Source organism: Paracoccus beibuensis, assembly GCF_026162625.1.
Taxonomy (GTDB): Bacteria; Pseudomonadota; Alphaproteobacteria; order Rhodobacterales; family Rhodobacteraceae; genus Paracoccus; species Paracoccus beibuensis.
In genome coordinates, this window is record NZ_JAOTBD010000003.1 from 174,254 (window position 1) to 199,549 (window position 25,296).

General features: G+C 67.3%; 20 protein-coding genes. 13 read left to right on the forward strand and 7 right to left on the reverse strand.

Annotated features, from left to right (window positions below; genetic code table 11):
* Positions 1-127 precede the first annotated feature (127 nt).
* Both OC159_RS03685 and OC159_RS03690 read left to right on the forward strand, forming a co-directional pair.
* Positions 128-1,315 (forward strand): hypothetical protein, encoded by a 1,188-nt coding sequence (locus tag OC159_RS03685; protein ID WP_265499799.1) that lies wholly within the window; start codon positions 128-130, stop codon positions 1,313-1,315.
* Positions 1,312-2,562, forward strand: a complete 1,251-nt coding sequence (locus tag OC159_RS03690; protein ID WP_265499800.1) for a Zn-dependent hydrolase — start codon at positions 1,312-1,314, stop codon at positions 2,560-2,562. The genes OC159_RS03685 and OC159_RS03690 overlap by 4 nt, the downstream gene beginning before the upstream one ends.
* A 96-nt stretch (positions 2,563-2,658) precedes the next feature.
* Here OC159_RS03690 and OC159_RS03695 read toward each other — a convergent pair whose 3' ends face one another.
* Together OC159_RS03695 and OC159_RS03700 are read right to left on the reverse strand one after the other, a co-directional pair.
* Complete coding sequence (locus OC159_RS03695; protein WP_265499801.1) at positions 2,659-3,405, reverse strand: Bax inhibitor-1/YccA family protein; 747 nt, start codon at positions 3,403-3,405, stop codon at positions 2,659-2,661.
* A 103-nt stretch (positions 3,406-3,508) separates the two neighbouring features.
* Complete coding sequence (locus tag OC159_RS03700; RefSeq protein WP_265499802.1) at positions 3,509-4,477, reverse strand: NADPH:quinone oxidoreductase family protein; 969 nt, start codon at positions 4,475-4,477, stop codon at positions 3,509-3,511.
* Between the two features lie 191 nt (positions 4,478-4,668).
* On the opposite strand from OC159_RS03700, the gene OC159_RS03705 reads away from it, so the two are divergent.
* The 6 genes from OC159_RS03705 to OC159_RS03730 all read left to right on the forward strand — a co-directional run bounded on the left by OC159_RS03705 (position 4,669) and on the right by OC159_RS03730 (position 14,035).
* Positions 4,669-5,028: a helix-turn-helix domain-containing protein gene (locus OC159_RS03705; protein WP_265499803.1), complete on the forward strand. Its 360-nt coding sequence runs from the start codon at positions 4,669-4,671 to the stop codon at positions 5,026-5,028.
* Positions 5,029-5,164: 136 nt separating this feature from the next.
* Positions 5,165-5,950, forward strand: coding sequence for a histidinol-phosphatase (hisN, locus tag OC159_RS03710; protein WP_265499804.1), 786 nt, complete (start codon positions 5,165-5,167; stop codon positions 5,948-5,950).
* Positions 5,951-5,985: 35 nt separating this feature from the next.
* Positions 5,986-7,380 (forward strand): magnesium transporter, encoded by a 1,395-nt coding sequence (gene mgtE / locus OC159_RS03715; RefSeq protein WP_265499805.1) that lies wholly within the window; start codon positions 5,986-5,988, stop codon positions 7,378-7,380.
* Positions 7,377-7,916 (forward strand): 5-formyltetrahydrofolate cyclo-ligase, encoded by a 540-nt coding sequence (locus tag OC159_RS03720; protein WP_265499806.1) that lies wholly within the window; start codon positions 7,377-7,379, stop codon positions 7,914-7,916. The genes mgtE and OC159_RS03720 overlap by 4 nt, the downstream gene beginning before the upstream one ends.
* A gap of 442 nt (positions 7,917-8,358) precedes the next feature.
* Positions 8,359-11,955, forward strand: coding sequence for a vitamin B12-dependent ribonucleotide reductase (locus tag OC159_RS03725; protein ID WP_265499807.1), 3,597 nt, complete (start codon positions 8,359-8,361; stop codon positions 11,953-11,955).
* Between the two features lie 646 nt (positions 11,956-12,601).
* Positions 12,602-14,035: a mannose-1-phosphate guanylyltransferase/mannose-6-phosphate isomerase gene (locus tag OC159_RS03730; RefSeq protein WP_265499808.1), complete on the forward strand. Its 1,434-nt coding sequence runs from the start codon at positions 12,602-12,604 to the stop codon at positions 14,033-14,035.
* Between the two features lie 218 nt (positions 14,036-14,253).
* Here OC159_RS03730 and OC159_RS03735 read toward each other — a convergent pair whose 3' ends face one another.
* Positions 14,254-15,000, reverse strand: coding sequence for a DsbA family protein (locus tag OC159_RS03735; RefSeq protein WP_265499809.1), 747 nt, complete (start codon positions 14,998-15,000; stop codon positions 14,254-14,256).
* A 176-nt stretch (positions 15,001-15,176) separates the two neighbouring features.
* On the opposite strand from OC159_RS03735, the gene OC159_RS03740 reads away from it, so the two are divergent.
* From OC159_RS03740 to OC159_RS03750, 3 genes are all read left to right on the forward strand, one after another.
* On the forward strand, positions 15,177-16,310 hold the full coding sequence (locus tag OC159_RS03740) for a pyridoxal phosphate-dependent aminotransferase (protein WP_265499810.1): 1,134 nt from the start codon (positions 15,177-15,179) through the stop codon (positions 16,308-16,310).
* Entirely contained in the window at positions 16,307-17,521 is a 1,215-nt protein-coding gene (locus OC159_RS03745) for an N-acetylmuramoyl-L-alanine amidase (RefSeq protein ID WP_265499811.1), read from the forward strand. The genes OC159_RS03740 and OC159_RS03745 overlap by 4 nt, the downstream gene beginning before the upstream one ends.
* Before the next feature lie 72 nt (positions 17,522-17,593).
* On the forward strand, positions 17,594-20,140 hold the full coding sequence (locus tag OC159_RS03750) for a penicillin-binding protein 1A (protein WP_265499812.1): 2,547 nt from the start codon (positions 17,594-17,596) through the stop codon (positions 20,138-20,140).
* 74 nt (positions 20,141-20,214) lie between these two features.
* Here OC159_RS03750 and OC159_RS03755 read toward each other — a convergent pair whose 3' ends face one another.
* A complete protein-coding gene (locus OC159_RS03755) occupies positions 20,215-20,709 on the reverse strand; it encodes an MgtC/SapB family protein (protein WP_265499813.1) in 495 nt (164 codons plus the stop codon).
* A gap of 122 nt (positions 20,710-20,831) precedes the next feature.
* Between OC159_RS03755 and prfB the strand changes: the two genes are divergently transcribed.
* A complete protein-coding gene (gene prfB / locus OC159_RS03760) occupies positions 20,832-21,959 on the forward strand; it encodes a peptide chain release factor 2 (RefSeq protein ID WP_265499814.1) in 1,128 nt (375 codons plus the stop codon).
* Between the two features lie 103 nt (positions 21,960-22,062).
* Positions 22,063-23,127 carry a patatin-like phospholipase family protein gene (locus OC159_RS03765; RefSeq protein WP_265499815.1) on the forward strand — a complete coding sequence of 355 codons (1,065 nt, stop codon included), beginning with the start codon at positions 22,063-22,065 and terminating at the stop codon, positions 23,125-23,127.
* A 5-nt stretch (positions 23,128-23,132) separates the two neighbouring features.
* Here the strand turns inward: OC159_RS03765 and OC159_RS03770 are convergent, their stop codons facing one another.
* From OC159_RS03770 to OC159_RS03780, 3 genes are read right to left on the reverse strand one after another with little or no spacing between them, the layout of a single operon-like run.
* Positions 23,133-24,053, reverse strand: a complete 921-nt coding sequence (locus tag OC159_RS03770) for a pseudouridine-5'-phosphate glycosidase (protein ID WP_265499816.1) — start codon at positions 24,051-24,053, stop codon at positions 23,133-23,135.
* Positions 24,050-24,925, reverse strand: coding sequence for a PfkB family carbohydrate kinase (locus OC159_RS03775; protein ID WP_265499817.1), 876 nt, complete (start codon positions 24,923-24,925; stop codon positions 24,050-24,052). Before OC159_RS03775 ends, OC159_RS03770 begins: the two co-directional genes overlap by 4 nt.
* On the reverse strand, positions 24,909-25,265 hold the full coding sequence (locus OC159_RS03780; RefSeq protein ID WP_265499818.1) for an ArsR/SmtB family transcription factor: 357 nt from the start codon (positions 25,263-25,265) through the stop codon (positions 24,909-24,911). Before OC159_RS03780 ends, OC159_RS03775 begins: the two co-directional genes overlap by 17 nt.
* Positions 25,266-25,296 lie beyond the last annotated feature (31 nt).

Here is a 25,296-nt window from a genome sequence, read left to right on the forward strand (position 1 = left end):
GCCACAATTCCGCATTGCGAACTATATCCAGATGGATCAAAGTTACCGGATCGGGCGGCGCGGCTTGGCGATCCCGCATCCTGCCGCCGCGCACCGCGAAATTATCTAACCGGAAAGGCTTGGACCCATGCCGCAACTGCTGGCTTTCTCGCTTCTTGCGCTGATCCTGTGGATCGGCGACCTCGTCTCGACCCGGACCCGGTCCTGGCTGCCCTCGGTCTTCGTCTGCGCGGTCCTGTTCCTGGCAGGGTACTGGACCTTCTTCCCCGAGGACATCGTTCAGACGGCCGGGTTCGAGACGCCGATCGTCTTCCTGGCGATGTACCTTCTGATCACCAACATGGGCACGCTGCTGTCGGTGAAGGAACTGGGGCTGCAGTGGCGCACGGTGGTCATCGCGCTGGCGGGCATCGGCGGCATCATCGCGCTTCTGTTCACGGTAGGCCTGCTGGTGCTGGACTGGCAGACGGTCGTGGTGGGCACGCCGCCGCTGGTTGGGGGTGTCGTCGCCTCGCTGATCATGTCGCAGGCGGCGGCCGATGCGGGGCTGCAGGCGCTGTCGGTGCTGGCGATCCTGATCTATGTCATGCAGGGCTTCGCAGGCTATCCGCTGACGGCGATCATGCTCAAGCGCGAGGGGCGGCGCGTCCTGTCCCTGCAGCGCGAGGGGCGCTGGACCTCTGGCGGCCCGCAGGCCGAGACGGTCGAGACGCCGCAGCCGCCGCGCCTGTTCAGGGCCATGCCCGCGGCCTATGACACCGTCTATTTCAAGCTGCTGCGGCTGGGTGCCGTGGCCCTTGCCGCCTGGGGCGTGTCGGAACTGGTGAAGCCCGTCTTTGCGATCAGTCCCTTCGTTCTGTGTCTCGTCTTCGGCGTGATTGCGACCTCGGCAGGCTTCCTGGAACGCGAGCCGCTGCGCAAGTCCAACGCCTTCGGCTTCACGATCCTGATCCTGATGGTCTTCATCTTCGACGGCCTGAAGCGCGCCACGCCCGAGATGCTGATGGACCTTGCCGTGCCGCTGGTGGCGATCATCGCGATCGGCCTTGTCGGCATGTATCTCGCATCGCTCATCACCGGCCGCCTGTTGGGCGTGACGCCGGCGATGGCCTTTGCCTGCTCGCTGACGGCGCTTTACGGCTTTCCGGCCGACTATATCATCACCAAGGATGTCATCGACACGTTGACGGACGACGCGACCGAACGGGAGGTTTTGACCGCGCACCTGCTGCCACCGATGCTGGTGGCCGGGTTCGTGACCGTGACCATGGTCTCGGTCGTTCTGGCAGGCATCTTCGTGGGGTTGATCGCATGACCGGGTTTGCCGATGTTCCACGCGTCGAGGCGCTGATCGAGGGGATCGACCGCTTCACGGCCACGCCGGGGCAGGGGACGACGCGGCTGACCTATAGCGCGGAATATGCCGGTGCCCGCGATTTCGTCATCGAGCAGATGCTGCAGGCGGGCCTTTCCGTGCGCCAGGACGCGATCGGCAACGTCTTCGGCCGGATCGAGGGCACGCAGCCCGACCTGGCGCCGATCCTTGTCGGGTCGCATCTGGATTCGGTGCCGAACGGCGGGCGCTTCGACGGTCCGGCCGGTGTTGTCGCGGGGTTGGAAACCGCGTTCCTGTTCCGCGATCGCGGCCTTGTGCCGGTCCGCCCGATCGAGGTGGTGGCCCTGATCGAGGAGGAAGGCGCCCGTTTCGGCGGTGGCCTCATGGGTTCGCGGTTGCTGACGGGGCAGCTGGACGCGTCCAGCCTGCCGGATCTGCGCGACGACGACGGCATATCCGCGGCAGAGGCGATGGCCGCGTTCGGGCTGGACCCGAAGCAGGCGGGCCGGGCGGCCCTGGCGCCGGGGGCGATCCATGCGTTTCTTGAACTGCATATCGAGCAGGGACCCACGCTGGAGGCCGAGGGCCGGGACGTTGCCATCGTCGACCGGATCGTCGGGCTGGCGCAGCTGAAGGTGACCGTCAGGGGTCGCGCGGGCCATGCCGGCACGACGCCCATGGATGCCCGCCGGGACGCGCTGACGGGCGCAGTGGTGATCCTGTCGCAACTGCCCGATCTTGCGCGGCAGGTCGGCCGGGGTGCCGTTCTGACGGTCGGCAAGCTGGAGGTGCTGCCCGGGGGCGCGAACGTGATCCCCGACCTCGTCACCTTCACCGTCGATCTGCGCGCGCCCGATGAGGCCGACGTGGTCCGCCTGATCGAGATGACCCGCGCGGCGGTCGACCGCGCGGCGGGCAATGGGCTGACCTGCGACGTGGAACAGCAGCTCTTCGCGCCGCCCACGCCGATGTCAGGCAAGATCCACGCGGCGCTTGTGGGCCAGGCCGAGGCGCTGGGGCTGTCGCACCGGACCATGGTCAGCGGTGCCGGGCATGACTCCATGATCATGGCGCGCGTCGCCCCGACCGGCCTTGTCTTCGTTCCCAGCCGGGGCGGGATATCTCATGCGCCGGAAGAATGGACGGACTATGCCCAGCTGGCGCGTGGCATCGACGTAATCTTCGCCACCATCTGCCAGATGTCCAGGGAAGGGCAGGCAGGCTGATCGTTCGGCCGACTGCGGCACCGACCCACGCCAAAAAGAATGCCCGCCGAGCCAGGTGGCTCGACGGGCTGATGCGTAACCGGAAGGACGGTCGTATTATTCCCGGTTGCCCATGAACTGCAGCAGGAACATGAACAGGTTCAGGAAGTCGAGATAGAGGCGCAGGGCGCCCATGATCGCGCTCTTGCCGATGAAGTCGGCGTCCGAACCGGCCATCTGCAGGTAGGTGTTCTTGATGTTCTGCGTGTCATAGGCGGTGAGGCCGGCGAAGATCAGCACACCGATGAGCGAGATCGCGAACTGCATCGCGGGCGACTGCATGAAGATGTTCACGATCGACGCCACGATCAGGCCGATCAGGCCCATGATCAGGAAGCTGCCCCAGCCCGAGATGTCTTTCTTCGTCGTGTAACCCCAAAGCGACAGGCCGGCGAAGGCGATCGCGGTCACAAGGAACGTCTGCACGATCGACACGCCGGTATAGACGAGGAAGATCGAGCTGATCGACAGGCCCATCAGTGCGGCGAAGGCATAGAAGATGCCGGTCGCGGCCGACACGGACAGGCGGTTGATCGCCGCGCCGAAGGCGAAGACCATCAGCAGCGGGGCGAACATGATCACCCAGCGCAGCGGGGACGTATAGATCGCGGCGCCCAGGCCGGTCAGCTGCCCGTCCGGCGTCACGGCCGCGGCCGAGATGCCGTAAGCTGCGACGGCGGTCACACCCATCCCGACCGCCATCAGCCCATAAACCTTGTTCATGTAGGCCCGCAGGCCCTCATCGACCACCGCCCTGCGGGTGCCGACGCCCTGCGCGGTGCGGTAAGTGTTGTAATCTGCCATCGAAGTCTCCCCTGAAAGGCTGCCGGTTCCCGCCCGGCCTAGGCAGAATATTGGCCGAGATCGACGACAATTCAATGCCGGGACTGCGTCAAATCGTCCACCATCACAGGGTGATGACGACTTTTCCGACACTTCTGCGCTCTCGCAGCATCGAATAGCCGTCGGCCACGCGCTCAAGGGGCAGGACGGCGCCCGCGACGGGGTGCAGGCGGCCTTCGGCGAACATCGTGAAAAGCGCCGACATGCTGTCGCGCATCACCGTGATGTCGAGGGTGCGATAGCCGCCCCAGTAGAAGCCGTGGATCGCGATGTTCTTGACCAGCGCATGGTTCAGGGGCAGCGCGGAGGGGCGTCCGCCGGCGAAGCCGATTACCAGGAAGCGGCCGCCGGGACGCAGCGCGCCGAAGGCCGCCTCTCCGGTCGTGTCGCCGACTGCGTCATAGACCACGTCCGTCCCGCCCAGGTCCCGCAGGGCGGCCCGCAGGTCAGGGCAGGCGGCGCTGTCGATCACCTCGGCCGCGCCGGCTTCCGTCACGGTCCGCAGCCGGTCGGCCCCACGCGCGACGCCGATGACGCGCGCGCCCATCGCGCGCCCGATCTCGACCGCCGTCAGGCCCACGCCTCCGGCCGCGCCCGTCACGACAAGGGTCTGGCCGGGCTGCAATGCACCCCGTCCGGCAAGGGCCAGGTGACTTGTCCCATAAGCCACCTGGAACCCCGCCGCCTGCTCGAAGCTCATGGCGTCCGGGATGGCCTGCGCCGCGTCGGGGGTCACCGCGACCACCTCGGCCAGGGTGCCGGGTGCCGACACGGCGACGCGGGTTCCGGGGGCAAGCCCGCTGCCGGTAGGCGCGCTGATGACGGTTCCCGCCCCCTCCAGTCCGGGCACGAACGGAGCATCGGCCGATTCCTGATATTTTCCGTGGGCTTTCAACAGATCGGCAAAGTTCAACGCCGCCGCGGCCATCCTGACCAGCACCCGGTCGCTGCCCGCAGGGGGAGCCATTGCGCTGGTCACGACGGGGTCCGTCCCCAGAGCCTCGACCCGTGCCAAACGAATCAATTCTGTCACTAGCGCCTCCGCAGTTCCGCCCCCAAAGCTTCACGACGTGGCGCTTGAAGTCAAACCAGCCGGAAGGATGACCGTTAAGGTGCCCTCAAGACCTGTCCTTTTGGACAGAATAGGAGCGGTTAACCAAGTTGACACTCGATAAGTGTGCGGCTCTGAGATACCGCTCTCTTAGATTGCAAAGGGTTGCGGCAATGAAGCACAGTGTAGATGTTCATGTTGGTAAGCGTATCCGCCATCGCCGTTGGATGATTGGAATGACTCAACAACAGCTGGCCGACAAGGTCGGCATCAAGTTCCAGCAGATTCAGAAGTATGAAACCGGCATGAACCGGGTTTCGGCTTCTCGTCTGTGGGATATCGCCAAGGCGGTCGACGTCCCCGTCAGCTTCTTCTTCGAAGGGCTGCAGGAGGGTGATCTGCCCGGCATGATCGAAGGCGACATTTTCGCCGACAAGGAGGCGCTGCAGCTGGTGCGTGCCTATTACACCATGCCCGAGGCGCAGCGCCGCCAGATCTTCGAACTAGCGCGCGTCCTTTCGGTCGCGGCCTGACCGCCCGGATCGCCAGAAGGCGAATGACATCCGTGTCGTCCGGCGCTGCGTGACCGTCGGACGACATTACCGAAAGGCTGCTGGCCCCCGCTGGCGTGACGGGTTAAACCCCGTGTGACAACATCAGGGGGCCCGAATGCAGGACGCTGCACAGATCATCCGCACCGCCCACGACATGGCCGATGCGGCGCGTGCCGCGATCCTGCCGCTGTTCCGCAGCGCCGACCTGGTGGCTGACAACAAGCGTCCCGCGGATTTCGATCCGGTGACGCAAGCCGACCGTGCCGCCGAAACGGCGATGCGCGACGTGCTGGCGCGACAACGTCCGGACGATGCCATCCTGGGCGAGGAATTCGGACGCAGCACCGGCACAACCGGGCTGACCTGGATCCTCGATCCGATCGATGGAACGCGGGCCTTCCTCTGCGGCGCCCCCAGCTGGGGCGTCCTGATCGGCCTGTCCGACGGGCAGGGCGTGCGATACGGGATGATCGACCAGCCGTATACCGGAGAGCGGTTCGAGGGCGGGCTTGGCCGCGCGCTGCTGTCCGGGCCCCGGGGCACCCGCGATCTGCGGGTGCGGGGCCATGTCGCGCTGGACCACGCCATCCTGATGACGACCTTTCCTGAAGTCGGCGACGCGACCGAACATGCCGCCTTCCGGCGCGTGGCGGACAGGGTGCGGCTGACGCGCTACGGCCTCGACTGCTATGCCTATGCGCTGCTGGCGCTTGGCCAGATCGACCTGGTGATCGAGGCCGGCCTGCAGCCCTATGACATCGCCGGACCGCTGGCCGTGGTCGAGGCGGCGGGGGGCGTCGTCACCGACTGGCAGGGCGGTCCCGCAGCCGAAGGCGGCCAGGTCATCGCCGCCGCCTCTGCCCGCCTCCACCGCGAGGCGCTGGCGCTTCTGGCGGGCTGACCCGCGATGTTTCAAGATCAAGCGACGGGGGCATGATGGCCGAGGACAGCCAGCGCAACGAAGCCCAGTACGACCAGGACGAGGACGACTTCGGCCCTACTCCCGAGCTTCTGGCCGAGATCGATGAGGCCATCGACTCCGGCGACACTCAGACGCTGAACGCCGCGCTGGAGCCGATGCACGCGGCCGACATCGCCGACCTGATCGAGCGGCTTGCGACGCCGCGCCGGCGGGTGTTCCTCGAACTCTATGCCGAGCAGATCGACGGCGAGATCCTGTCCGAGATCGACGAGTCGATCCGCGAGGACGTGATCGAGCAACTGCCGCGCGAGGTTCTGGCCGAAGCCGTCCGCGAGATGGACAGCGACGACGTCGTGGACCTGGTCGAGGACCTGGACCAGCCAGAACGGGACCAGATCCTGGCGGCGCTGGATGCGGGCGACCGCGCCGCGGTCCAGCAGTCGCTGGCCTATCCCGAATACTCCGCCGGCCGCCTGATGCAGTCCGAGGTGGTGACCGCGCCCGAACACTGGACCGTGGGCCACACCATCGACTTCATCCGGTCCGAGGAATGGCTGCCAGAGCAGTTCTATCACGTCATCCTGGTCGACCCGCGCCGTCACCCCACGGGCTATGTCACGCTGGGGCGGCTGCTGGCGTCGCGCCGCGACGCGACATTGCGCGACCTGGCCGAGGACAGCTTCCGCACCATCAGCGCCTATGCCGAAGAGGGCGACGTCGCATATGTCTTCAACCAGTATCACCTGATCTCTGCGCCCGTGGTCGACCGGCACGACCGTCTGGTCGGCGTCATCACCATCGATGACGCCATGGCGATCCTGGACGAGGAGCACGAGGAGGACATCCTGCGCCTGGCCGGCGTCGGCGACGAATCCAGCATCAACGATACGGTCCTGCAGACGGTCGGCCAGCGGGTGCCCTGGCTTGGTGCGAACATCGTGACCGCGTTGGCGGCCGCAAGCGTGATCGCGATCTTCGAGGGCGCCATCGCGCAGCTTGTGGCGTTGGCGGTCCTGATGCCCATCGTCGCCTCGATGGGCGGCAATGCCGGCACGCAGACGCTGACCGTGGCCGTCCGCGGCCTGGCGACGCGCGACTTGTCACGGTCGAACGCGCTGCGGGTCATCCGGCGCGAGGTCATGGTCGGGCTTCTCAACGGCGCCATCTTCGGCGTGATCATGGCTGCGATCACGATGCTCTGGTTCCAGGAGCCGGGCCTGTCGCTGGTGATCGGGATCGCGATGATCGTCAATCTTCTGGTGGCGGCGCTCGCGGGCATCCTGATCCCGCTGGCCTTGAACAAGCTGGGGGCGGACCCGGCGCTTGCCTCGGGGACGTTCGTGACGATGATGACCGACGTGATCGGCTTTCTGGCCTTCCTGGGCCTGGCGACGGTGGTGCTGCTATGACGACGGCGAAAGAGGGATTGCGGGCGCAGGCGCTGGCGGCGCGGGCGCAGGGGGGCGACGACGCGGCCCTGGACCGGCATCTGCGGCACGCCCTGCGGCCCTATTCCGGGGCCGTCCTGGCTGGATACTGGCCGATGCGGGACGAGGCCGACCCCCGGCCCGCCATGGGCGCGCACGACGGCCCGGTGGTCCTTCCCGTCGTTCCCGGCCGCGCGCGCCCGCTGCTGTTCCGCCTGTGGGACGGGCGCGACCTTGTGCCGGGAACCTTCGGGACCTCTCATCCGCCCGAAGACGCGCCCCAGATGCGCCCCGACGTGCTGATCGTGCCGCTTGCGGGGTTCGACGCGATAGGCAACCGGTTGGGCTATGGCGGCGGCTTCTATGACCGCACGTTGGAGGTGCTGCGCGAATCGGGACCGGTGGCAGCCATCGGGCTGGCCTATGCCTGCCAGGAACTGCCCGCGATTTCGGCAGAGCCCTTTGACGAGCCGCTGGATATGATCGTCACCGACATTGGTCTGCGAAAATTCCGCTGAAGCGGTCGGAATGTGGCGGATTTGCAACCGCTGTGTGCAACCTGCGGATGAGGTCGGGATAAGCCTGTGGAAAGTCGCTGAACGACTTTCCACACTGGCTTGAGGCGGCAGGAAAAATTTCGCTCCAGCGTGTCTGGGGGCCGATGACCTGGCGTCATCTGTGCGCGAATCTGCGGCCCTGCAGCGTCGCCCCCTGTCAACGGCCAAGCACGCGTTAACTGTAAAAATACCTGTTGAACTGCTGCCGCTGCGCCGTCAACTTGTGGAAAGACGCCAGAACGGCACCAGATGTGGTAGAGGTCTCATGCCCTGCCACAAGTGCGATCCGAACCGAAAGCCATCGCCGGGGCCGCCCGGGCGCATCCTCGGCGTAAGCCAGGCGCATGCTTTCGCGCAATCGCAGGTGACCGCGGGGCGGGCGACAGTTCAACAGGGGATTGGCATGCAGATCGAACGGCGATTCACTACGGAAACCGGCGGAGCCTATGGCGGCATCGGGTTCACCACAACCGTCAGCGAGATACGCAACCCCGACGGCACCACCGTCTTCCGCAACGACCGCGTCGAGGTCCCCTTGGGCTGGAGCCAGGTGGCCAGCGACGTCATCGCCCAGAAGTATTTCCGCAGGGCGGGGGTGCCGGCCCGCCTGAAGCCCGTCAAGGAGCGCGGCGTCCCCGAGTTCCTGTGGCGCAGCGTCGCTGACGATGCCGCCCTGCAGGACCTGCCCGAGGACCAGCGCTACGTGGGTGAGACGAGCGCTGCGCAGGTGTTCGACCGGCTGGCGGGGGCCTGGACCTATTGGGGGTGGAAGGGCGGCTATTTCAGCAGGGAAGAGGATGCCCGCGCCTATCTGGACGAGATGCGGCACATGCTGGCCCGCCAGATGGCGGCGCCGAACAGCCCGCAATGGTTCAACACCGGGCTGCACTGGGCCTATGGCATCGACGGGCCGGGGCAGGGACACTTCCATGTCGACTACAAGACCGGCAAGCTGACCGCGTCCTCCAGCGCCTATGAACATCCGCAGCCGCATGCCTGCTTCATCCAGTCGGTCAGCGACGACCTCGTGAACGACGGCGGCATCATGGACCTGTGGGTCCGCGAGGCGCGCCTGTTCAAGTATGGCAGCGGCACTGGCACGAACTTCAGCAGCCTGCGCGGCGAGGGCGAGAGGCTGTCGGGCGGCGGCAAGTCCAGTGGCCTGATGGGTTTCCTGAAGATCGGCGATCGCGCGGCGGGCGCGATCAAGTCGGGCGGGACCACGCGGCGGGCGGCCAAGATGGTCATCTGCGACATGGACCACCCCGACATCGAGGCCTTCATCAACTGGAAGGTCATCGAGGAGCAGAAGGTCGCGAGCCTTGTCGCCGGATCGAAGATGCACGAGCGCGAGCTGAACGCGATCTTCGCCGCCATCCGCACCTGGGACGGCCGGGCCGAGGACGCCACCGACCCTGCCGCCAACGAGGCGCTGAAGGCCGCGATCAAGTCGGCCAAGCGCGCGATGATCCCGGAAACCTATGTGAACCGGGTCCTGCAATACGCGCGCCAGGGCTTCGACAGAATCGAGTTTCCGACCTATGACACGGACTGGGACTCCGAGGCCTATGTCAGCGTGTCGGGCCAGAACTCGAACAACTCGGTTCGGGTGACGGATGCCTTCCTGCGCGCCGTGCGCGAGGATGCCCCGTGGGAGCTGATCCGCCGCACCGACGGCAAGGTGGCCAAGACCGTCAGCGCGCGCGAGCTGTGGGACCAGATCGGCCATGCCGCATGGGCCTGCGCGGATCCCGGCATCCAGTTCCACGACACGGTCAACGCCTGGCATACCTGCCCCGAGGACGGGCCGATCCGCGGCAGCAATCCCTGCAGCGAATACATGTTCCTGGACGACACGGCCTGCAACCTGGCCTCGATGAACCTGCTGACCTTCTGGACCGAGGGCCGCTTCGACGCGGATGCCTATGTCCATGCCAGTCGGCTGTGGACCGTGACGCTGGAGATCAGCGTGCTGATGGCGCAGTTCCCGTCGAAGGAGATCGCGCAGCGGTCCTATGACTTCCGCACGCTGGGTCTGGGATATGCCAATATCGGTGGCCTGCTGATGAACATGGGTCTGGGCTATGACAGCGACGGGGGCCGCGCGCTGTGCGGGGCGCTGTCGGCGATCATGACCGGCGTGGCTTATGCCACCTCGGCCGCGATGGCGGCGGAACTGGGCGCCTTCCCCGGCTATGCCCGCAACGCCGACCACATGCTGCGGGTGATCCGCAACCACCGTGCCGCCGCCCATGGCACCGAATGCGAGGGCGTGAACGTCGCCCCCGTGGCGCTGGATGCGGCCAACTGCCCCGACCCGGCGCTGGCGGCCCTGGCCCGCGCGGCCTGGGACGAGGCGCTGGCCCTGGGGCAGGCGCATGGATTCCGCAACGCCCAGACCACGGTCATCGCGCCCACCGGCACGATCGGCCTCGTGATGGATTGCGACACCACGGGGATCGAGCCCGACTTCGCGCTGGTCAAGTTCAAGAAGCTGGCCGGCGGCGGCTACTTCAAGATCATCAACCAGTCGGTCCCCGCGGCCCTGGCCAAGCTGGGCTACCCATCGGCGCAGATCGAAGAGATCGTGGGCCATGCCGTGGGCCACGCCTCGCTTGGCAACTGCCCGGCGATCAACCATTCCTCGCTGGCCGGTCACGGCTTTGGCGCGGCAGAGATCGCCCGGATCGAGGCCGCGCTGGCCTCAGCCTTCGACATCCGCTTCGTCTTCAACCAGTGGACCCTGGGCGAGGATTTCTGCCGCGGCACCTTGGGCATTCCCGCCGAGAAGCTGGCCGACCCGGCCTTCGACCTTCTGCGCCACCTGGGCTTTACCCGCGCGCAGATCGACGCGGCCAACGATCATGTCTGCGGAACGATGACGCTGGAAGGGGCGCCGCATCTGAAGCCCGAACATCTGTCGGTCTTCGATTGCGCCAACGCCTGCGGCAAGACCGGCAAGCGCTACCTGTCGGTCGAAAGCCATATCCGCATGATGGCGGCGGCGCAGTCCTTCATCTCGGGCGCGATCAGCAAGACGATCAACATGCATTCCAGCGCCACCATCGATGACACGCTGGCCGCCTATGAGCTGTCGCACAGCCTGGGGATCAAGGCCAATGCGCTTTATCGTGACGGCTCCAAGCTGTCGCAGCCCCTGGCAAGCGCGCTGGTCGAGGATGACGACGACGCGCAGGAGGCGCTGGTCCACGGCTCGAACCATGACAAGGCGGTCGTGCTGGCCGAGAAGATCGTCGAGCGCGTCATCGTCAAGGAGATCGTGCGCAGCCACCGCGAAAAGCTGCCGCAGCGCCGCAAGGGATACACTCAGAAGGCCATCGTCGGCGGGCACAAGGTCTATCTGCGCACCGGCGAATATGACGATGGCGGTCTGGGAGAGATCTTCATCGACATGCACAAGGAAGGCGCGGGCTTCCGGGCGATGATGAACAATTTCGCCATCGCCGTGTCCGTGGGCCTGCAATACGGCGTGCCGCTGGAGGAGTTCGTGGACGCCTTCACCTTCACCCGGTTCGAGCCGGCGGGCATGGTGCAGGGCAATGACAGCATCAAGAACGCGACCTCGATCATCGACTATGTGTTCCGCGAACTTGCTGTCAGCTATCTGGACCGCACCGATCTGGCACATGTGGCCCCCGAAGGCGCGCGCTTCGACGAGATGGGCGGCGGCGAGGGCGAGGGCCGTCAGGCCCCGGTCACCGAGCAGTCCGAGCTGAAATCGCTGACCATGCTGAAGCAGATCAGCAGCGCCGGCTACCTGCGCAAGCGCCTGCCGCACGACCTGATGGTGCTGCAGGCCGGCACGGCGACCGCCGCCGTGGCAACGGGCATGGCCGAGGTCGGGCTGGACCTGCGCACCAAGGCCCGGATGCAGGGCTACGAGGGCGATCCCTGCGGCGAATGCGGCAACTACACGCTGGTCCGCAACGGGACCTGCATGAAGTGCAACACCTGCGGCGGCACCAGCGGCTGCAGCTGAGGGATTGGGTTGGGGCGCGAAGCAGGACCCTTCGCGCCCCGGCCGCCTTGCATGATCCAAGGCACATGCGAGGCAAACCTGCCGACCTTTTGTGGCCCTATTATCGGACCACGTCAAAGTCGCAGGTTCAATGGGTGCCTCTGGTCTCCACAGGCTCATCCCCGACATTCGGGCTTCCCTGTGGATAACAGAAGGAGATCCAGCATGGGTGGAAGGAAACCCGGACAGAGTTCCGGCAGAGACGGCGGCACCTCCCCGGAGGTCGGGCCGCGCGGAGGCCAGCGGCCGAACTTCACGACCGTGCCTAACAACAGGCCGATGCCCCCGACGTCCAAGCCGAACTCGAAGTGGGGTCCTGTGAGAACCACGCCTGACAGCTGAACGGCTGTCGCGGCAGCGGCCGACGGCAAGTTTTCCAGCACTGACCCCCTGCGCCCCGGCGCGGGGGGGTCCTGAAACTTTTCGGGAAATCACCGCAACGGCACCCGCTTGTATCTTCTGTCCGCAACAGCTTGCAGATAAAACCACCGCATGTGGCGCCCGCTGCCGTGCCGCGGTTGACGGGCGCGACTGCAGGGCCTTGAGTGGCCGCGTCAGTCGGGCTTGTGCCGGCGCGACGACAGACAAAGGCATGAAAGGTTTTGCGATGGGAAAGATTACTCCGGTTCTGATGGCTGGCGGATCAGGGACGCGGCTGTGGCCCGTGTCGCGCAAGAGCTTTCCCAAGCAGTTCGCCGCCCTCGTCGGGGACGAGACGCTGTTCCAGGCCTCGGCCCGGCGGCTGTCGGGACCGCTTTTCGACGCGCCGGTGGTAATGACCAATTCCGACTTCCGGTTCATCGTGGCCGAGCAGCTGGAGCAGGCGGGCGTCGCCCCCGGCGCCATTGTCATTGAACCCGCCGGCCGGAACACAGCGCCCGCGATTCTTGCCGCCGCCCTCATGGTCGCGTCCGAGGACCCGGACCGGCTGGTGCTGGTCGCTCCCTCGGATCATGTCATTCCCGATGCCGATGCGTTCGCGGCCGCCGTCACCGAGGGGGCGGGCCTGGCCGCCCAAGGCCGCATCGTCACCTTCGGGATCACCCCCGACCGCCCAGAGACCGGTTACGGCTATCTTCAACTCGCCTCGACGGGCGCAGGCCCGCAGCCGCTCGACCGGTTCGTGGAAAAGCCCGACGCGGCGACGGCTGCCGACATGGTCGCCGCCGGGAACTTCCTCTGGAACGCGGGGATCTTCCTCTTCAGCGCCCGCACGATGATCGACGCCTTCCGCGCCCATGCGCCCGCCTATCTGCAGCCGGTCCAGGCGGCGCTCGACCAGGCGCAGACCGACCTGGGCTTCCTCCGTCTAGCACGAGAGCCCTGGGCGCAGGCCGATGACAATTCGATCGACTATGCGGTCATGGAAAAGGCCGACAACCTGTCGGTGGTCCGCTTCTCGGGGCGCTGGTCGGACCTTGGCGGCTGGGACGCCGTGTGGCGAGAGAAACTGGGCCAGGCGCCGTCCGAGACGGGCGTCGTGACTGATGCCCGGTCGACCGCCATAGATTGTTGCGACGTCCTGCTGCGGTCCGACAGCGAGGATCTGCAGGTGGTGGGCATCGGCCTCTCCGACCTGATGGTGGTGGCGACCGCCGACGCGGTGCTGGTGGCCGACCGGTCGCGGGCGCAGGATGTCCGCCAGGCCGTCAGCGCGCTGAAGGCCAAGCGGGCCAGGCAGGCGGAAAGCTTTCCGCGCGACCATCGCCCCTGGGGCTGGTTCGAGACGCTGGCCTTGGCCGACCGCTTCCAGGTCAAGCGCATCGTGGTCAAGCCCGGCGCAGCCCTGTCGCTGCAAAGCCACGTCCATCGGTCGGAACACTGGGTCGTCGTGTCGGGCACTGCACGTGTCACCGTGGACGACCGGGTGACGCTGGTGACCGAGAACCAGTCGATCTATGTCCCCCTCGGCGCCGTCCACCGGATGGAGAATCCGGGCAAGGTGCCGATGGTCCTGATCGAGGTGCAGACCGGCAGCTATCTCGGCGAAGACGACATCATCCGCTATGAGGACGTCTATTCCCGCAGTTCCGCCGACTGAGAATCGGCCGTCAGGCCCGGCACGACATCCCCTATGTCCGCCTTCACGGGGCCGACTACTCGGCGACCGTGTTCAAGGCGCCTGACTGAACCGTTGGCCCCGGCCGTCGCGGGCTGTGATGCCACGGGGCGCTGGACGGGGAGGGCGCCGTGCTTGCATGGTTGATCGAACGGCCCTCTTCGCCCTTGGCGGATGCCGTCCGGGCCGCGCTGGCGTGACTACATCGTCTCGCGGATCTGGGCTATGGTTTCGGCCACACCCACCCGCGGGACGCCGCGCAGCAACTGGTCGCCGATCACGAAGGTCGGCGTCCCCTGAATCGCCATGGCTTCGGCCAGTTGGCGGTTCTCGCGCAGGATGCCGGTCACGGCCTCGGTGTTCATGTGCTGCAGGATGCCGTCGGCCTCGAGGCCGATATCGTCCGCGATGACGCGCAGCGCCTCGATCGTGGCGGGGCCGCGCAGGGTGATCAGCGCGTCATGCGCCGCCTTGTAGGCATCGTCCCCCGCGATCTGGTGAACCGATATGGCAAAGCGGCTCGACAGCTCGCTTTCCTCGCCCAAGATCGGGAATTCCTTCAGGATCAGGCGGATGTTGCCATCTTCCTCGACCGCGTCTAAGATTTCCTGGTTGAACTGCCGGCAGACGCCGCAGCGATAGTCGATGAATTCGACCATCGTCAGGTCGCCATCGGGATTGCCGCCGACCCAGCTGTGATCGTCGTTGAAGATCGCGTCCCGATGGGCCTCGACAAGGGCCACGTCGTTCTGGGCGCTCTGCTCGGCCTGCCGGGTTTCCAGGACGGTGATCGCCTCGACCAGCACCTGCGGGTTTTCCATCAGGTAGTCACGGACGGCTTCGCCGAAGGCGGCCTTTTCATCCTCGGACATGGCCTTGACATCGAACGCCAGCGCGGGCGATGCGAGGGCGGCGCTCAGCAGCAGCGCGGCGGACAGGCGGTTCATGGCAACGGGCCCCTTCGGTTCGTGGTCGCGCGGCAGCTTGGACCGCGCCGACCGCGAAGGCAAGAAGACCGCCGACACAGCCGCGTGACACCCAACCGGTAAAATCCGCTGCCCAAATGACTGGAGCATGGGCGCATCCCGCGCTATCACCATTCGAAAAAAGAAGAGGCCGAGCCATGCGATCTTCCCTGCGCGGACAAGTGGACCCGTTCATCGTGATGGACGTGATGGAGGCTGCCAGCCGCGCCGAGGCGGCAGGCCGTCACATCATCCACATGGAGGTGGGGCAGCCCGGCACGCCCGCCCCCGAAGGCGCCCGCCGCGCGCTGGCCGAGGCGCTGTCCCAGCCTTTGGGCTATACCGTCGCGCTTGGCCTGCCGGCGCTGCGGCGGGGCATCGCGGACCTTTACCGCCGCTGGTACGGCGTCGACCTCGACCCCGCGCGGGTAGTGGTTACATCCGGCAGCAGCGGGGCGTTCATCCTCGCCTTCTCGGCGCTGTTCGACGCGGGCGACAAGGTCGCGATGGGGTTTCCGGGCTATCCCAGCTATCGCCAGATCCTGCGCGCCATGTCGCTGGAAGCCGTGGGCATTCCGACGCGGGCCGAGGACCGCTATCAGCCGCGTCCCGCGGATCTGCCCGACGCGGCGGGGCTTATCCTTGCGTCGCCGGGCAACCCGTCCGGCACGGTGCTGACGGTGCCGGAACTGGGGGCGCTGACCGATGCGGCGCAGGCGCGCGGCATGGCCGTCATCTCGGACGAGATCTATCATGGCCTCTCCTACGGCGACCGCTGCCATTCCGCCCTGGAGGTGACCGACGAGGTCGTCGTCATCAACTCGTTCAGCAAGTATTTCTCGATGACCGGCTGGCGGGTGGGCTGGATGGTCGTTCCGCCGGAGATGGTCCGCACGGTGGAACGGCTGGCCCAGAACCTGTTCATCTGCCCGCCCCATGCCAGCCAGGTGGCGGCGCTGGCGGCGTTGGACTGCTTCCCCGAGGCCGAGGCAAATCTGGCCGTCTATGCCGGGAACCGGCGCCTGATGCTGGAGGGTTTGCCGCGCGCCGGGTTCGACCGCATCGCGCCGCCGGAAGGGGCGTTCTATATCTATGCGGACGTGTCGCACCTGACCGCGGATTCCGTGAAGTTCGCCGCGGAACTTCTTGAAAAGGCCGGCGTCGCTGTCACGCCGGGCCTGGATTTCGATCCCGATCGCGGGGACCGGACGCTGCGTTTCTCCTACGCGCGGGCAACGGCAGATATCATCGAGGGACTGGAACGACTGGCCGCGTTCATGGCGGCCAGATGAGGGCGAGCGCCTTGGTCCTGGCCTTGCTGCTGCCCTTGCAGGCAGTGGCGCAAGAGCCTGCGGGCCTGCGTCTTGGCGCCTCGGCCGTCACCGAGGCGGGAACGGGGTGGTGGCACCGCCTCTTCGGCCCGATGCCGTTGGAGGTGCGGCTGACGCTGGACCGCCCGGTGGCCTGGCGCACCTTCCTGGTCGGAGAGCCGGCGCGGCTGGTGATCGACCTGAAGGACGTGGACCTGTCCGGCGGCGACCCGTCCCAACTGTTCGGAGAGGCCCGGATGCCGGCGATCCGCTGGGGCAGCTTCCGCCGGGGCTGGTCGCGCATCGTCATGGAACTGCCGCGCCCCTTCGCGGTCGCCAGTGCCGGCATGTCCACCAAGGGTGCCGATGCGGTCCTGCGCGTGGCGCTGGTGCCGGTCGGGGAAGGCGACTTCTCGCCCCGCCCCTCGGCGGCGGCGGCCCTGCGGAACCTGCCCGACCCCGCGGACCTGCCCGAGGCCCCGCCGCGGGCCGACGGCCTTGTGGTCGCGCTGGACCCGGGCCACGGCGGGTTCGACCCCGGCGCGCAGGCGGGCGGAGAGACCGAGGCGGACATGGTCCTGACCTTCGGCCGCGAACTGCGCAGCGCGCTGGAGGCGCGGGGCGTGACGGTCGCGATGACCCGCGACAGCGACGTCTATGTTCCGCTGGAGGGACGGATGACGACGGCCCGGCAGGCGGGGGCGCACCTGCTGGTCTCGCTGCATGCGGATGCGCTGCCCCAGGGGCAGGCGGCGGGGGCCACGATCTATGTCTGGTCCTCGTCCTCGGACGGGCGTGCCAGCCGGCAGCTGATCATGCGACACCAGCGCGACGACCTGCTGCTGGGGATGGACCTGACAAGCCAGGACGATGCCCTGGCCGTCGCGCTGATGGATTTCGCCCGCACCGACACCCAGCCCCGTTCCGAGGCCTTCGCCCGGCAGCTGACGTCGCGAATGGCGCTGCGCGGCATCGGCCTGCACGGACGGCCGGTGCAGGGCGCCGCGTTCTCGGTGCTGAAGTCGCCCGACATCGCATCGGTCCTGCTGGAACTGGGCTTCATCACCGACGAAAACGACCTGGCCAACCTGACCGATCCCGACTGGCGCGCCCGGATGGTCGATGCCGTGGCCGAGGCCGTCACCGGATGGTGGCGCGACGAACAGGCGCGGGCCGCGCTTCTGCGCCGCTGACACCGACAGTTGCTTTGACCGGGCAGGGTGGTGCGGTTATAGACGGCGCAAGGCTTGGAAAGGCGAAATCCCGTGCTGCGCATCATACTTTCATTCTTCGGGGCAATCTTTTCCTGGGTCGTGACGGCGGCCTTCTTCGCCGCGCTCACCATCGGCGGGATCTTCTGGATCTACTCCCGCGACCTGCCCAGCCACGAGACGCTTGCGCAATATTCGCCCAAGACGATCAGCCGCATCTATTCGGCGGAAGGCCAGCTGATCGATGAATTCGCCGAGGAACGCCGCCTGTTCGTGCCCATCGACGAGATCCCCGACCTGGTCAAGCAGGCCTTCATCAGCGCCGAGGACAAGAACTTCTACAGCCATCCCGGCTATGACCTGCGCGGGATCGTCAGTGCGGCCTGGCAGGCGCTGGCCTCTGGCGGGTCGAACGTGCGCGGTGCATCGACGATCACGCAGCAGGTGATGAAGAACTTCCTTCTGTCCAGCGACCGCAGCGTCGAGCGCAAGGTGAAGGAACTGATCCTGGCGTCGCGGCTGGAACGTACGCTGACCAAGGACCAGATCCTGGAGCTGTACCTGAACGAGATCTTCCTGGGCCAGAACAGCTTCGGCGTCGCCGCCGCCGCGCAGACCTATTTCAACAACTCGCTGTCCGAACTGGCCCCGCACGAGGCCGCGATGCTGGCCGCCATGCCGCAGGCCCCCGGCCGCTATCACCCCGTCCGCGCCAAGGAGCGGGTGACCGAACGGCGCAACTATGTCCTGCGCGAGATGTGGCAGAATGGCTTCATCACCGAGGCGACCTACGAGGCCGAGGCCCGGTTGCCGCTGAAATCGGTGCAGAACGGCGATTTTCCGTCGTTCCAGCGCCAGCTGCCGCCGCGTGACTATTTCACCGACGAGATCCGCCGCCAGCTGAGCCGCGAGTTCGGGCAGGAGGAGTTCTTCGGCGGGGGCCTGACGATCCGCGCCACCGTCGATCCCGAACTGCAATCCGAGGCGGCGACCGCACTGCAGCAGGCGCTGGAGGATTACGACCGCAACCAGGGCGTCTGGCGCGGCACCGGAGAGCAGATCCCCGCCGAGGCGCTGAATGACGAGGCGGCATGGCGCGGCGCGCTGTGGGATCTGCGCCTGCCGCGCGACATCCCCGGCTGGCATCCCGCCGTGGTGCTGGAGGTCGGTGCCAGCGACGCCCGCATCGGCATCGAGGGCATCGAGGAGGACGCCGACGGCCACTCGATTCCCGCAGCCGACGTGCAATGGGCCCGGCCGCTGGACCGCGAAACCGGACAATTGGGTCCGCGGGCGCAGGTTGCGGACGACCTGCTGGACGTGGGCGACGTGGTGCTGGTGCGCGCGATGACCAGCGACAGCGACGGCAGCTTCATCCGCTGGACGTTGCGGCAGGTGCCGCAGGTGCAGGGCGGCTTCATGGCGATGGACGTCAACACCGGTCGCGTCCTGGCCATGCAGGGTGGCTTTTCCTATGAAAGCTCGGTCTTCAACCGGGCGACGCAGGCGCAGCGTCAGCCGGGGTCCAGCTTCAAGCCCTTTGTCTATGCCGCCGCGCTGGATAACAACTATACCCCCGCGACGATCGTGGTGGACGAACCCATCCGCATCAACACGCCGCAGGGCTTGTGGGAGCCGAAGAACTCCTCGGGCCGCCACTATGGTCCGACGCCCCTGCGTACAGGGATCGAGCAGTCGCGCAACCTGATGACCATCCGCATCGCCGACGATATCGGGATGGAGCAGGTGGCCCGCTATGCCGAGGATTTCGGCGTCTACGACGACCTGAAGCCGTTCCTGGCCAACGCCCTGGGCGCGCAGGAAACGACGCTGTTCAAGATGGTCGCCGCCTATGCAATGTTCGCCAATGGCGGCGAGCGTGTCGAGCCGACGCTGGTAGACCGGGTGCAGGACCGTCGCGGGCGCACGATCTATCGCCACGACCAGCGCGTCTGCGAGACCTGCGCGATGCAGGCGATGCCTGCGGGGCAGGCGCCGGTCATCGACACCAACCGCGAGCGGGTGATGGATGCGGTGACGGCCTATCAGCTGACCTCGATGCTGGAGGGCGCGGTCGAACGCGGCTCGGGGTCAGGGGTCGACCTGCCGGTGCCGATCGCGGGCAAGACGGGGACGACGAACGACGCCAAGGACGTGTGGTTCATCGGCTATTCCAGCAACATCGTGGCTGGCTGCTATCTGGGCTATGACCAGCCGCGGTCCCTGGGCGAGCGCGCCTATGGCGGGACGCTCTGCGTGCCGGTCTTCAACGACTTCATGCGCGAGGCCGTGGCAAAGTTCGGCGGCACCGAGTTCAGGGTGCCCGAGGGCGGGTACTGGGTCAAGATCGACCGGATCACGGGCCAGCGCCTTCCCGACAACGCAACCGGCCCGAACGTCATCAGCGAGTACTTCCGCGAAGGCATGGACCCGGACTGGCTGGCGCCTTATGTCGTGTCCGGTTTTGGCGACGAGACGGTGATCCTGCCGTGGGAGGCGGGCGAAAGCGCGGCTACGGCGATCACGACCTCGACGGGCGAACGGCGGGTCATTCCCAAGCGGACGGACTTTGGCACGATGTCTTCGGGCGGCCTCTACTGACGCGGATTGCGTCCCGCGACGGCGGGGGGCTGGCCGCCCCCCGCACCCCCCGCAGGGCGCGCGGCTCCGCGCCGTTACTTGCCATCCGTCGCTTGCGACCGCTTGTGCCGGGCGAGCGAGCGCAGCAGGCGCAGCACCATCAGCCCGAAGGCCGCGGCGATGACCGCGAGCATTCCCTTGCCCGTGCCGCAGGACAAGCCTATCGCGCCCGCCAGCCACATCGAGGCGCCCGTCGTCAGCCCGCGCACCGATCCCCTGGTGATGATGATCGAGCCGGCGGCAAGAAACGCGACGCCCGAGGTGACGGCCTCGATCAGGCGGAGCGGATCTATCTGCAGGGTCGCGTCGCTGTCGGCGCGCATGTGGGTCAGCTCCATCGCGATCACGGTGAACAGCGCCGCAGCCATGGAGATCATCATGTGCGTCCGCAGCCCCGCCTCGTGGTCCGAACTTTCCCGTTCCCATCCGATCAGCGCGCCGAGGATCAGCGCCAGGACCAGTCGTGCCGTCGCGGTCGCGAGGCTCATGGAGTGCAGGGGCTGGAAGGTCTGGGACAGCAGGTCTTGCATGGCTCCTCCGTTTCCCGGAGAACGCCTCGCGGGGGACATGGGTTGCCACCGCGCTGCCCTTGCCCAAGCTGGCGGGGCGCGTTATCACACCGGACTTGACGCCAGACCGAAGGAGCCTGTCCATGCGCGCCGAGACCCTCTCTGCCATCGAGGCCATCCGCCGCTCTCTGTCGCTGCTGGGGCAGCGGCTGGACTGGACCACGGCGCCTCATCGCCTGGAAGAGATGAACGCGATGATCGAGGATGGCGACCTGTGGTCGGACCCGGCCCGCGCGCAGAAGCTGATGCGCGAGCGGCAGTCGCTGTCGGATGCGATCGAAACCTATCGCCGGATCGAGGGCGACCTGGCGGCCAATGCCGAAATGGTCGAGCTGGCCGAGGAAGAGGGCGACGCCGACCTGGTGGCCGAGGCCGAGGCGAACCTGAAGGCGCTGGCGGACCTCGCGGCGCAGAAGGAGCTGGAGGCCCTGCTGAACGGCGAGGCCGACGCCAACGACACCTTCCTGGAAATCAATGCAGGCGCCGGCGGCACCGAGAGCTGCGATTGGGCGTCGATGCTGGCGCGCATGTACGTGCGGTGGGCCGAGAAGAAGGGCTACGAGGTCGAGCTTCTGTCCGAAACCGGCGGCGACGAGGCCGGCATCCGCAGCGCCGCCTACAAGATCACCGGCCACAACGCCTATGGCTGGCTGAAGTCGGAATCGGGCGTGCACCGCCTGGTGCGGATCAGCCCCTATGACAGCGCGGCGCGGCGGCACACGTCCTTCAGCAGCGTCTGGGTGTATCCCGTCGTCGATGACAACATCGAGATCGACATCCCCGACCGCGACATCCGCATCGACACCTATCGGTCGTCGGGCGCGGGCGGCCAGCACGTGAACACCACCGACTCGGCCGTGCGGATCACCCACCTTCCGACGAACATCGTCGTCACCAGCTCGGAAAAGTCGCAGCACCAGAACCGCGCCAACGCCATGGCCGCGCTGAAGTCGCGCCTCTACCAGATGGAGCTGGACCGCCGGAACGCCGAGATCAACGCTCAGCACGCGGCCAAGGGCGATGCGGGCTGGGGCAACCAGATCCGGTCCTATGTGCTGCACCCCTACCAGATGGTGAAGGACCTGCGCACAAGCGAAGAAACCAGCGATACGCAGGGCGTGCTTGATGGCGACCTCGACCGCTTCATGGCGGCCACCCTGGCGCTGGACGTCGCCGGCAAGAGCCGGGCCGAGGCGAACGCCGAGGACTGAGGGCAACCGCAACGCCGGTTGCTGCATTGCAGCAATTTCCTTGGGCTTGTTTTCAGTGGGGTCGCTCGTATCATGCTGCGACTGCATCATGCGAGGGCGGCCGATGAAGCACAAGAGCATCAACCTTGCCCTGCAGGGCGGCGGGGCGCATGGCGCCTTCACCTGGGGCGTGCTGGACCGGCTTCTTGACGAGCACTGGCTGGATATCGCGGCGATCAGCGGTGCGTCGGCCGGTGCCTTGAACGGCGCGGCGCTGAAGGCGGGGCTTGGGGCGCACAAGGGCCTTGGCGGGCGTCGGGCCGCGCGAGAAAACCTGGACGTCATGTGGTCACAGATCGGGCAGATGAGCGACAACCGCGTGGTGCGCTGGCTGCATTCGCTGGTTCCCATGCCGCGAGGCATGCAGCGCTGGACCGAGATGCTGTCGCCGGCGGCCTGGCTGGACAACCTGACGCGGCTGTTCAGCCCCTATGACTATGGGCCGTTCTACGTGAACCCGCTGAACGCGCTGCTGCGCGGGCTTCCCCATCCGGACTTCGGCCGCGAGGGCGGGCCGAGCCTCTATGTCGCCGCGACGAACGTCCGCACCGGGCGGATCAAGGTCTTTACCGGCGCGCAGGCGACGCCCGATGCGGTCATGGCCTCGGCCTGCCTGCCGACGCTCTTTCGCGCGGTCGACATCTTCGATCCGGACACCGGTCAGGTCGAGGCGTTCTGGGACGGCGGTTTTACCGGCAACCCGGCGCTCTTTCCGCTCTACCGCTCCAGCCTGCCGCGCGACATCCTGATCGTGGCGATCAACCCGCTGATGCGCGAGGCCTTGCCGCGCAGCCCGGTCGAGATCGCCGACCGCGTGAACGAGGTCAGCTTCAACAGCTCTCTGATGTCGCAGCTGCGCGCGATCAACTTCGTCAAGCGGCTGTTCGCGCAGGGCAAGGTGGAGGAGGGGACAATGAAGAACGTGCTGGTCCACCTGATCGACGACGACGCGCTGATGACCGACCTGACGGCGCGGTCGAAACTGCTGCCGGGTCCGGGCCTTCTGGCGTCGATGAAGACGGCGGGGCAGGTTGCCGCCGATCGTTTCATCGAGAATCACGCCGACAAGCTGAACAACGCCGACAGTTTCGACCTGGCGGCGCTGTTCCCGTCGATGCGGCCGATCTGATCCGGTCAGGCCGCCATGGCGGCAGCGATGCGCGCGGCAAGGCGGGCATTGTTCAACACCAGCTCGATGTTCGAGGCGAGGGAGCGGCCTTCGGTCAGTTCGAAGATGCGGGACAGAAGGAAGGGCGTGACCTCCTTGGCGGCGATCCGCTGCGCCTCTGCCTCGGCCAAGGCCTGCTCGATCACCGGGGTGATCTGGTCCTGCGGGATCTCGGCGGCCTCGGGGATCGGGTTCGCGACCAGTTGGCCGCCGCGCAGGCCGAGGCGGGCGCGCATGTCGGCGGCGGCGGCGACTTCCTCGGGGCGGTCCATGCGCAGGGGCGCCTTGATGCCGGAGGTGCGCGACCAGAAGGCCGGAAGCTCGTCCTGTCCGAAGGCAATGACGGGCACGCCAAGGGTTTCCAGCACCTCCCACGTCTTCGGCAGGTCGAGGATCGCCTTTGCGCCGGCGGCCACCACCGTCACCGGCGTCTGCGCCAGTTCCTGAAGGTCGGCGGACAGGTCGAAGCTGGTTTCGGCCCCGCGATGAACGCCGCCGATGCCGCCGGTGGCAAAGACCCGGATGCCCGCCAGGTTTGCGCAGATCATGGTCGCAGCGACGGTGGTGGCGCCGGTGCGGCCGTTGGCCAGGCAGGCCGCCAGGTCGGCGCGGCTCAGCTTCATGGCCTCGGCGGGCGGGGTCTGCGCCAGCGCGCGCAGGGCGTCGGGCGTCAGGCCGATGTGGATCTGGCCGCCCATGACGGCGATGGTCGCGGGGACGGCGCCGCTGTCGCGGATCGTCGCCTCGACCTTCTCGGCCATCTCCAGGTTCTGCGGCCAGGGCATCCCGTGGGTGATGATCGTCGATTCCAGCGCGACCACGGGCAGGCCGCGATCCAGTGCGTCGGCGACTTCGGGGGCGAAGGTGAGGGGGGCGCTGTGGCTCAAGGAACGTCCTTTCCGGAAACATGAGCGGCCGACGCTTCGACGGCGCGGGCCAGGGCCGCGTCGCGCGGCTGGGTGTTCAGTTCGGCCGCCAGGTGCGCGGCCAGGAAACAGTCGCCGGCGCCGGTGACGCGCGCGACGGTGACGGCGGGCGGGCGATGGGTCAGGGTGATGCCGCCGGCGATGGCCTCGGCCGCAGGGTTCGGGCCGTCGGTGACCAGCACACGGGCTGCGCCCCGCGCCACGACGGCCTCGGCCGCGCTGGCGGCGTCGGGACAGGCGCGCCCGGCCAGGATCTCGGCCTCGAGGCGGTTGAGGTAGAAGCAGCCGCGGCGGGCGGCGATCAGCGGCTCCAGCCTTTCGGCCTTGCCGGGGCTGGCCGGGACGACGCGCAGGTCGGCGCGCGCCAGCCGCGGGTCGCGGGCAATCACGTCCAGCAGGTCCTGCGTCAGGTTGCCGTCCAGAACGACCGGTCCGGCCCAGTCCAGCGCATCGAGCGGCGCCAAGATTGCCGCGCCCGCCTGTTCCAGGCTGTGGGCGTCGGCGATGGCCGCGATAAGCCCCTCGCTGTCCTCGATACCCATGTAGCAGTCGGTCGGCAGGCCAGCGTCCCGGGTCAGGCGGTCGGTCAGGACGCCAAGGCGGCTGGCCTCTGCGATCAGGGCCTCGCCCTCGGGGTCGCGGCCGACGGCGGACAGAACGGCGGGCGCAAGGCCCCAGCGGGCCAGCGCCACGGCGACGTTCAGCGCCACGCCGCCGGGCAGGTGCCTGATGCGGCCGGGAACGTCGGCACCGGGCGCCATGCGTCGCGGCGCGCGGCCGATCACGTCCCACAGCATGGCCCCGATGCAGAGCACGTCAGGCGTCCTGGTCATCGCTTTCCCTCAACTCGGTCCGCAGGAACCGTTCGAAATCGTCCAGGTCGATCGGGTCGAACTGCCCGAAGCCCTGCATCCAGACCGACGCTGCCCGCATCCCGTCGGGGTCGAGCTTGCACCAGGTGATCCGGCCGCGCCGCTCTTGCCGGATCAGGCCGGCGGCCGCAAGCACCGCCAGGTGCTTCGAGATCGCGGCAAGGCTGACGTCGAAGGGCTGCGCGACATCGCTGACCGCCATGTCGTCTTCCAGCAGCATCGACAGGACCCTGCGGCGGGTCGGATCGGCCAGCGCCGCAAAGATGAGATCCAGCCGATCCGGCAGGGAAAGTGAGGTCATCGGGGCGCCTTCATGCCGGGGATGATCAACC

Coding starts and splice junctions, on each gene's coding strand:
- hisN (WP_265499804.1), top strand. CDS start 5,165: ATGCAGGACGCTGCACAGATCATCCGCACCGCCCACGACATGGCCGAT.
- OC159_RS03755 (WP_265499813.1), bottom strand. CDS start 20,709: ATGCAAGACCTGCTGTCCCAGACCTTCCAGCCCCTGCACTCCATGAGC.
- OC159_RS03780 (WP_265499818.1), bottom strand. CDS start 25,265: ATGACCTCACTTTCCCTGCCGGATCGGCTGGATCTCATCTTTGCGGCG.
- OC159_RS03695 (WP_265499801.1), bottom strand. CDS start 3,405: ATGGCAGATTACAACACTTACCGCACCGCGCAGGGCGTCGGCACCCGC.
- OC159_RS03735 (WP_265499809.1), bottom strand. CDS start 15,000: ATGAACCGCCTGTCCGCCGCGCTGCTGCTGAGCGCCGCCCTCGCATCG.
- OC159_RS03745 (WP_265499811.1), top strand. CDS start 16,307: ATGAGGGCGAGCGCCTTGGTCCTGGCCTTGCTGCTGCCCTTGCAGGCA.
- OC159_RS03685 (WP_265499799.1), top strand. CDS start 128: ATGCCGCAACTGCTGGCTTTCTCGCTTCTTGCGCTGATCCTGTGGATC.
- mgtE (WP_265499805.1), top strand. CDS start 5,986: ATGGCCGAGGACAGCCAGCGCAACGAAGCCCAGTACGACCAGGACGAG.
- OC159_RS03740 (WP_265499810.1), top strand. CDS start 15,177: ATGCGATCTTCCCTGCGCGGACAAGTGGACCCGTTCATCGTGATGGAC.
- OC159_RS03775 (WP_265499817.1), bottom strand. CDS start 24,925: ATGACCAGGACGCCTGACGTGCTCTGCATCGGGGCCATGCTGTGGGAC.
- OC159_RS03720 (WP_265499806.1), top strand. CDS start 7,377: ATGACGACGGCGAAAGAGGGATTGCGGGCGCAGGCGCTGGCGGCGCGG.
- OC159_RS03690 (WP_265499800.1), top strand. CDS start 1,312: ATGACCGGGTTTGCCGATGTTCCACGCGTCGAGGCGCTGATCGAGGGG.
- OC159_RS03765 (WP_265499815.1), top strand. CDS start 22,063: ATGAAGCACAAGAGCATCAACCTTGCCCTGCAGGGCGGCGGGGCGCAT.
- prfB (WP_265499814.1), top strand. CDS start 20,832: ATGCGCGCCGAGACCCTCTCTGCCATCGAGGCCATCCGCCGCTCTCTG.
- OC159_RS03725 (WP_265499807.1), top strand. CDS start 8,359: ATGCAGATCGAACGGCGATTCACTACGGAAACCGGCGGAGCCTATGGC.
- OC159_RS03705 (WP_265499803.1), top strand. CDS start 4,669: ATGAAGCACAGTGTAGATGTTCATGTTGGTAAGCGTATCCGCCATCGC.
- OC159_RS03730 (WP_265499808.1), top strand. CDS start 12,602: ATGGGAAAGATTACTCCGGTTCTGATGGCTGGCGGATCAGGGACGCGG.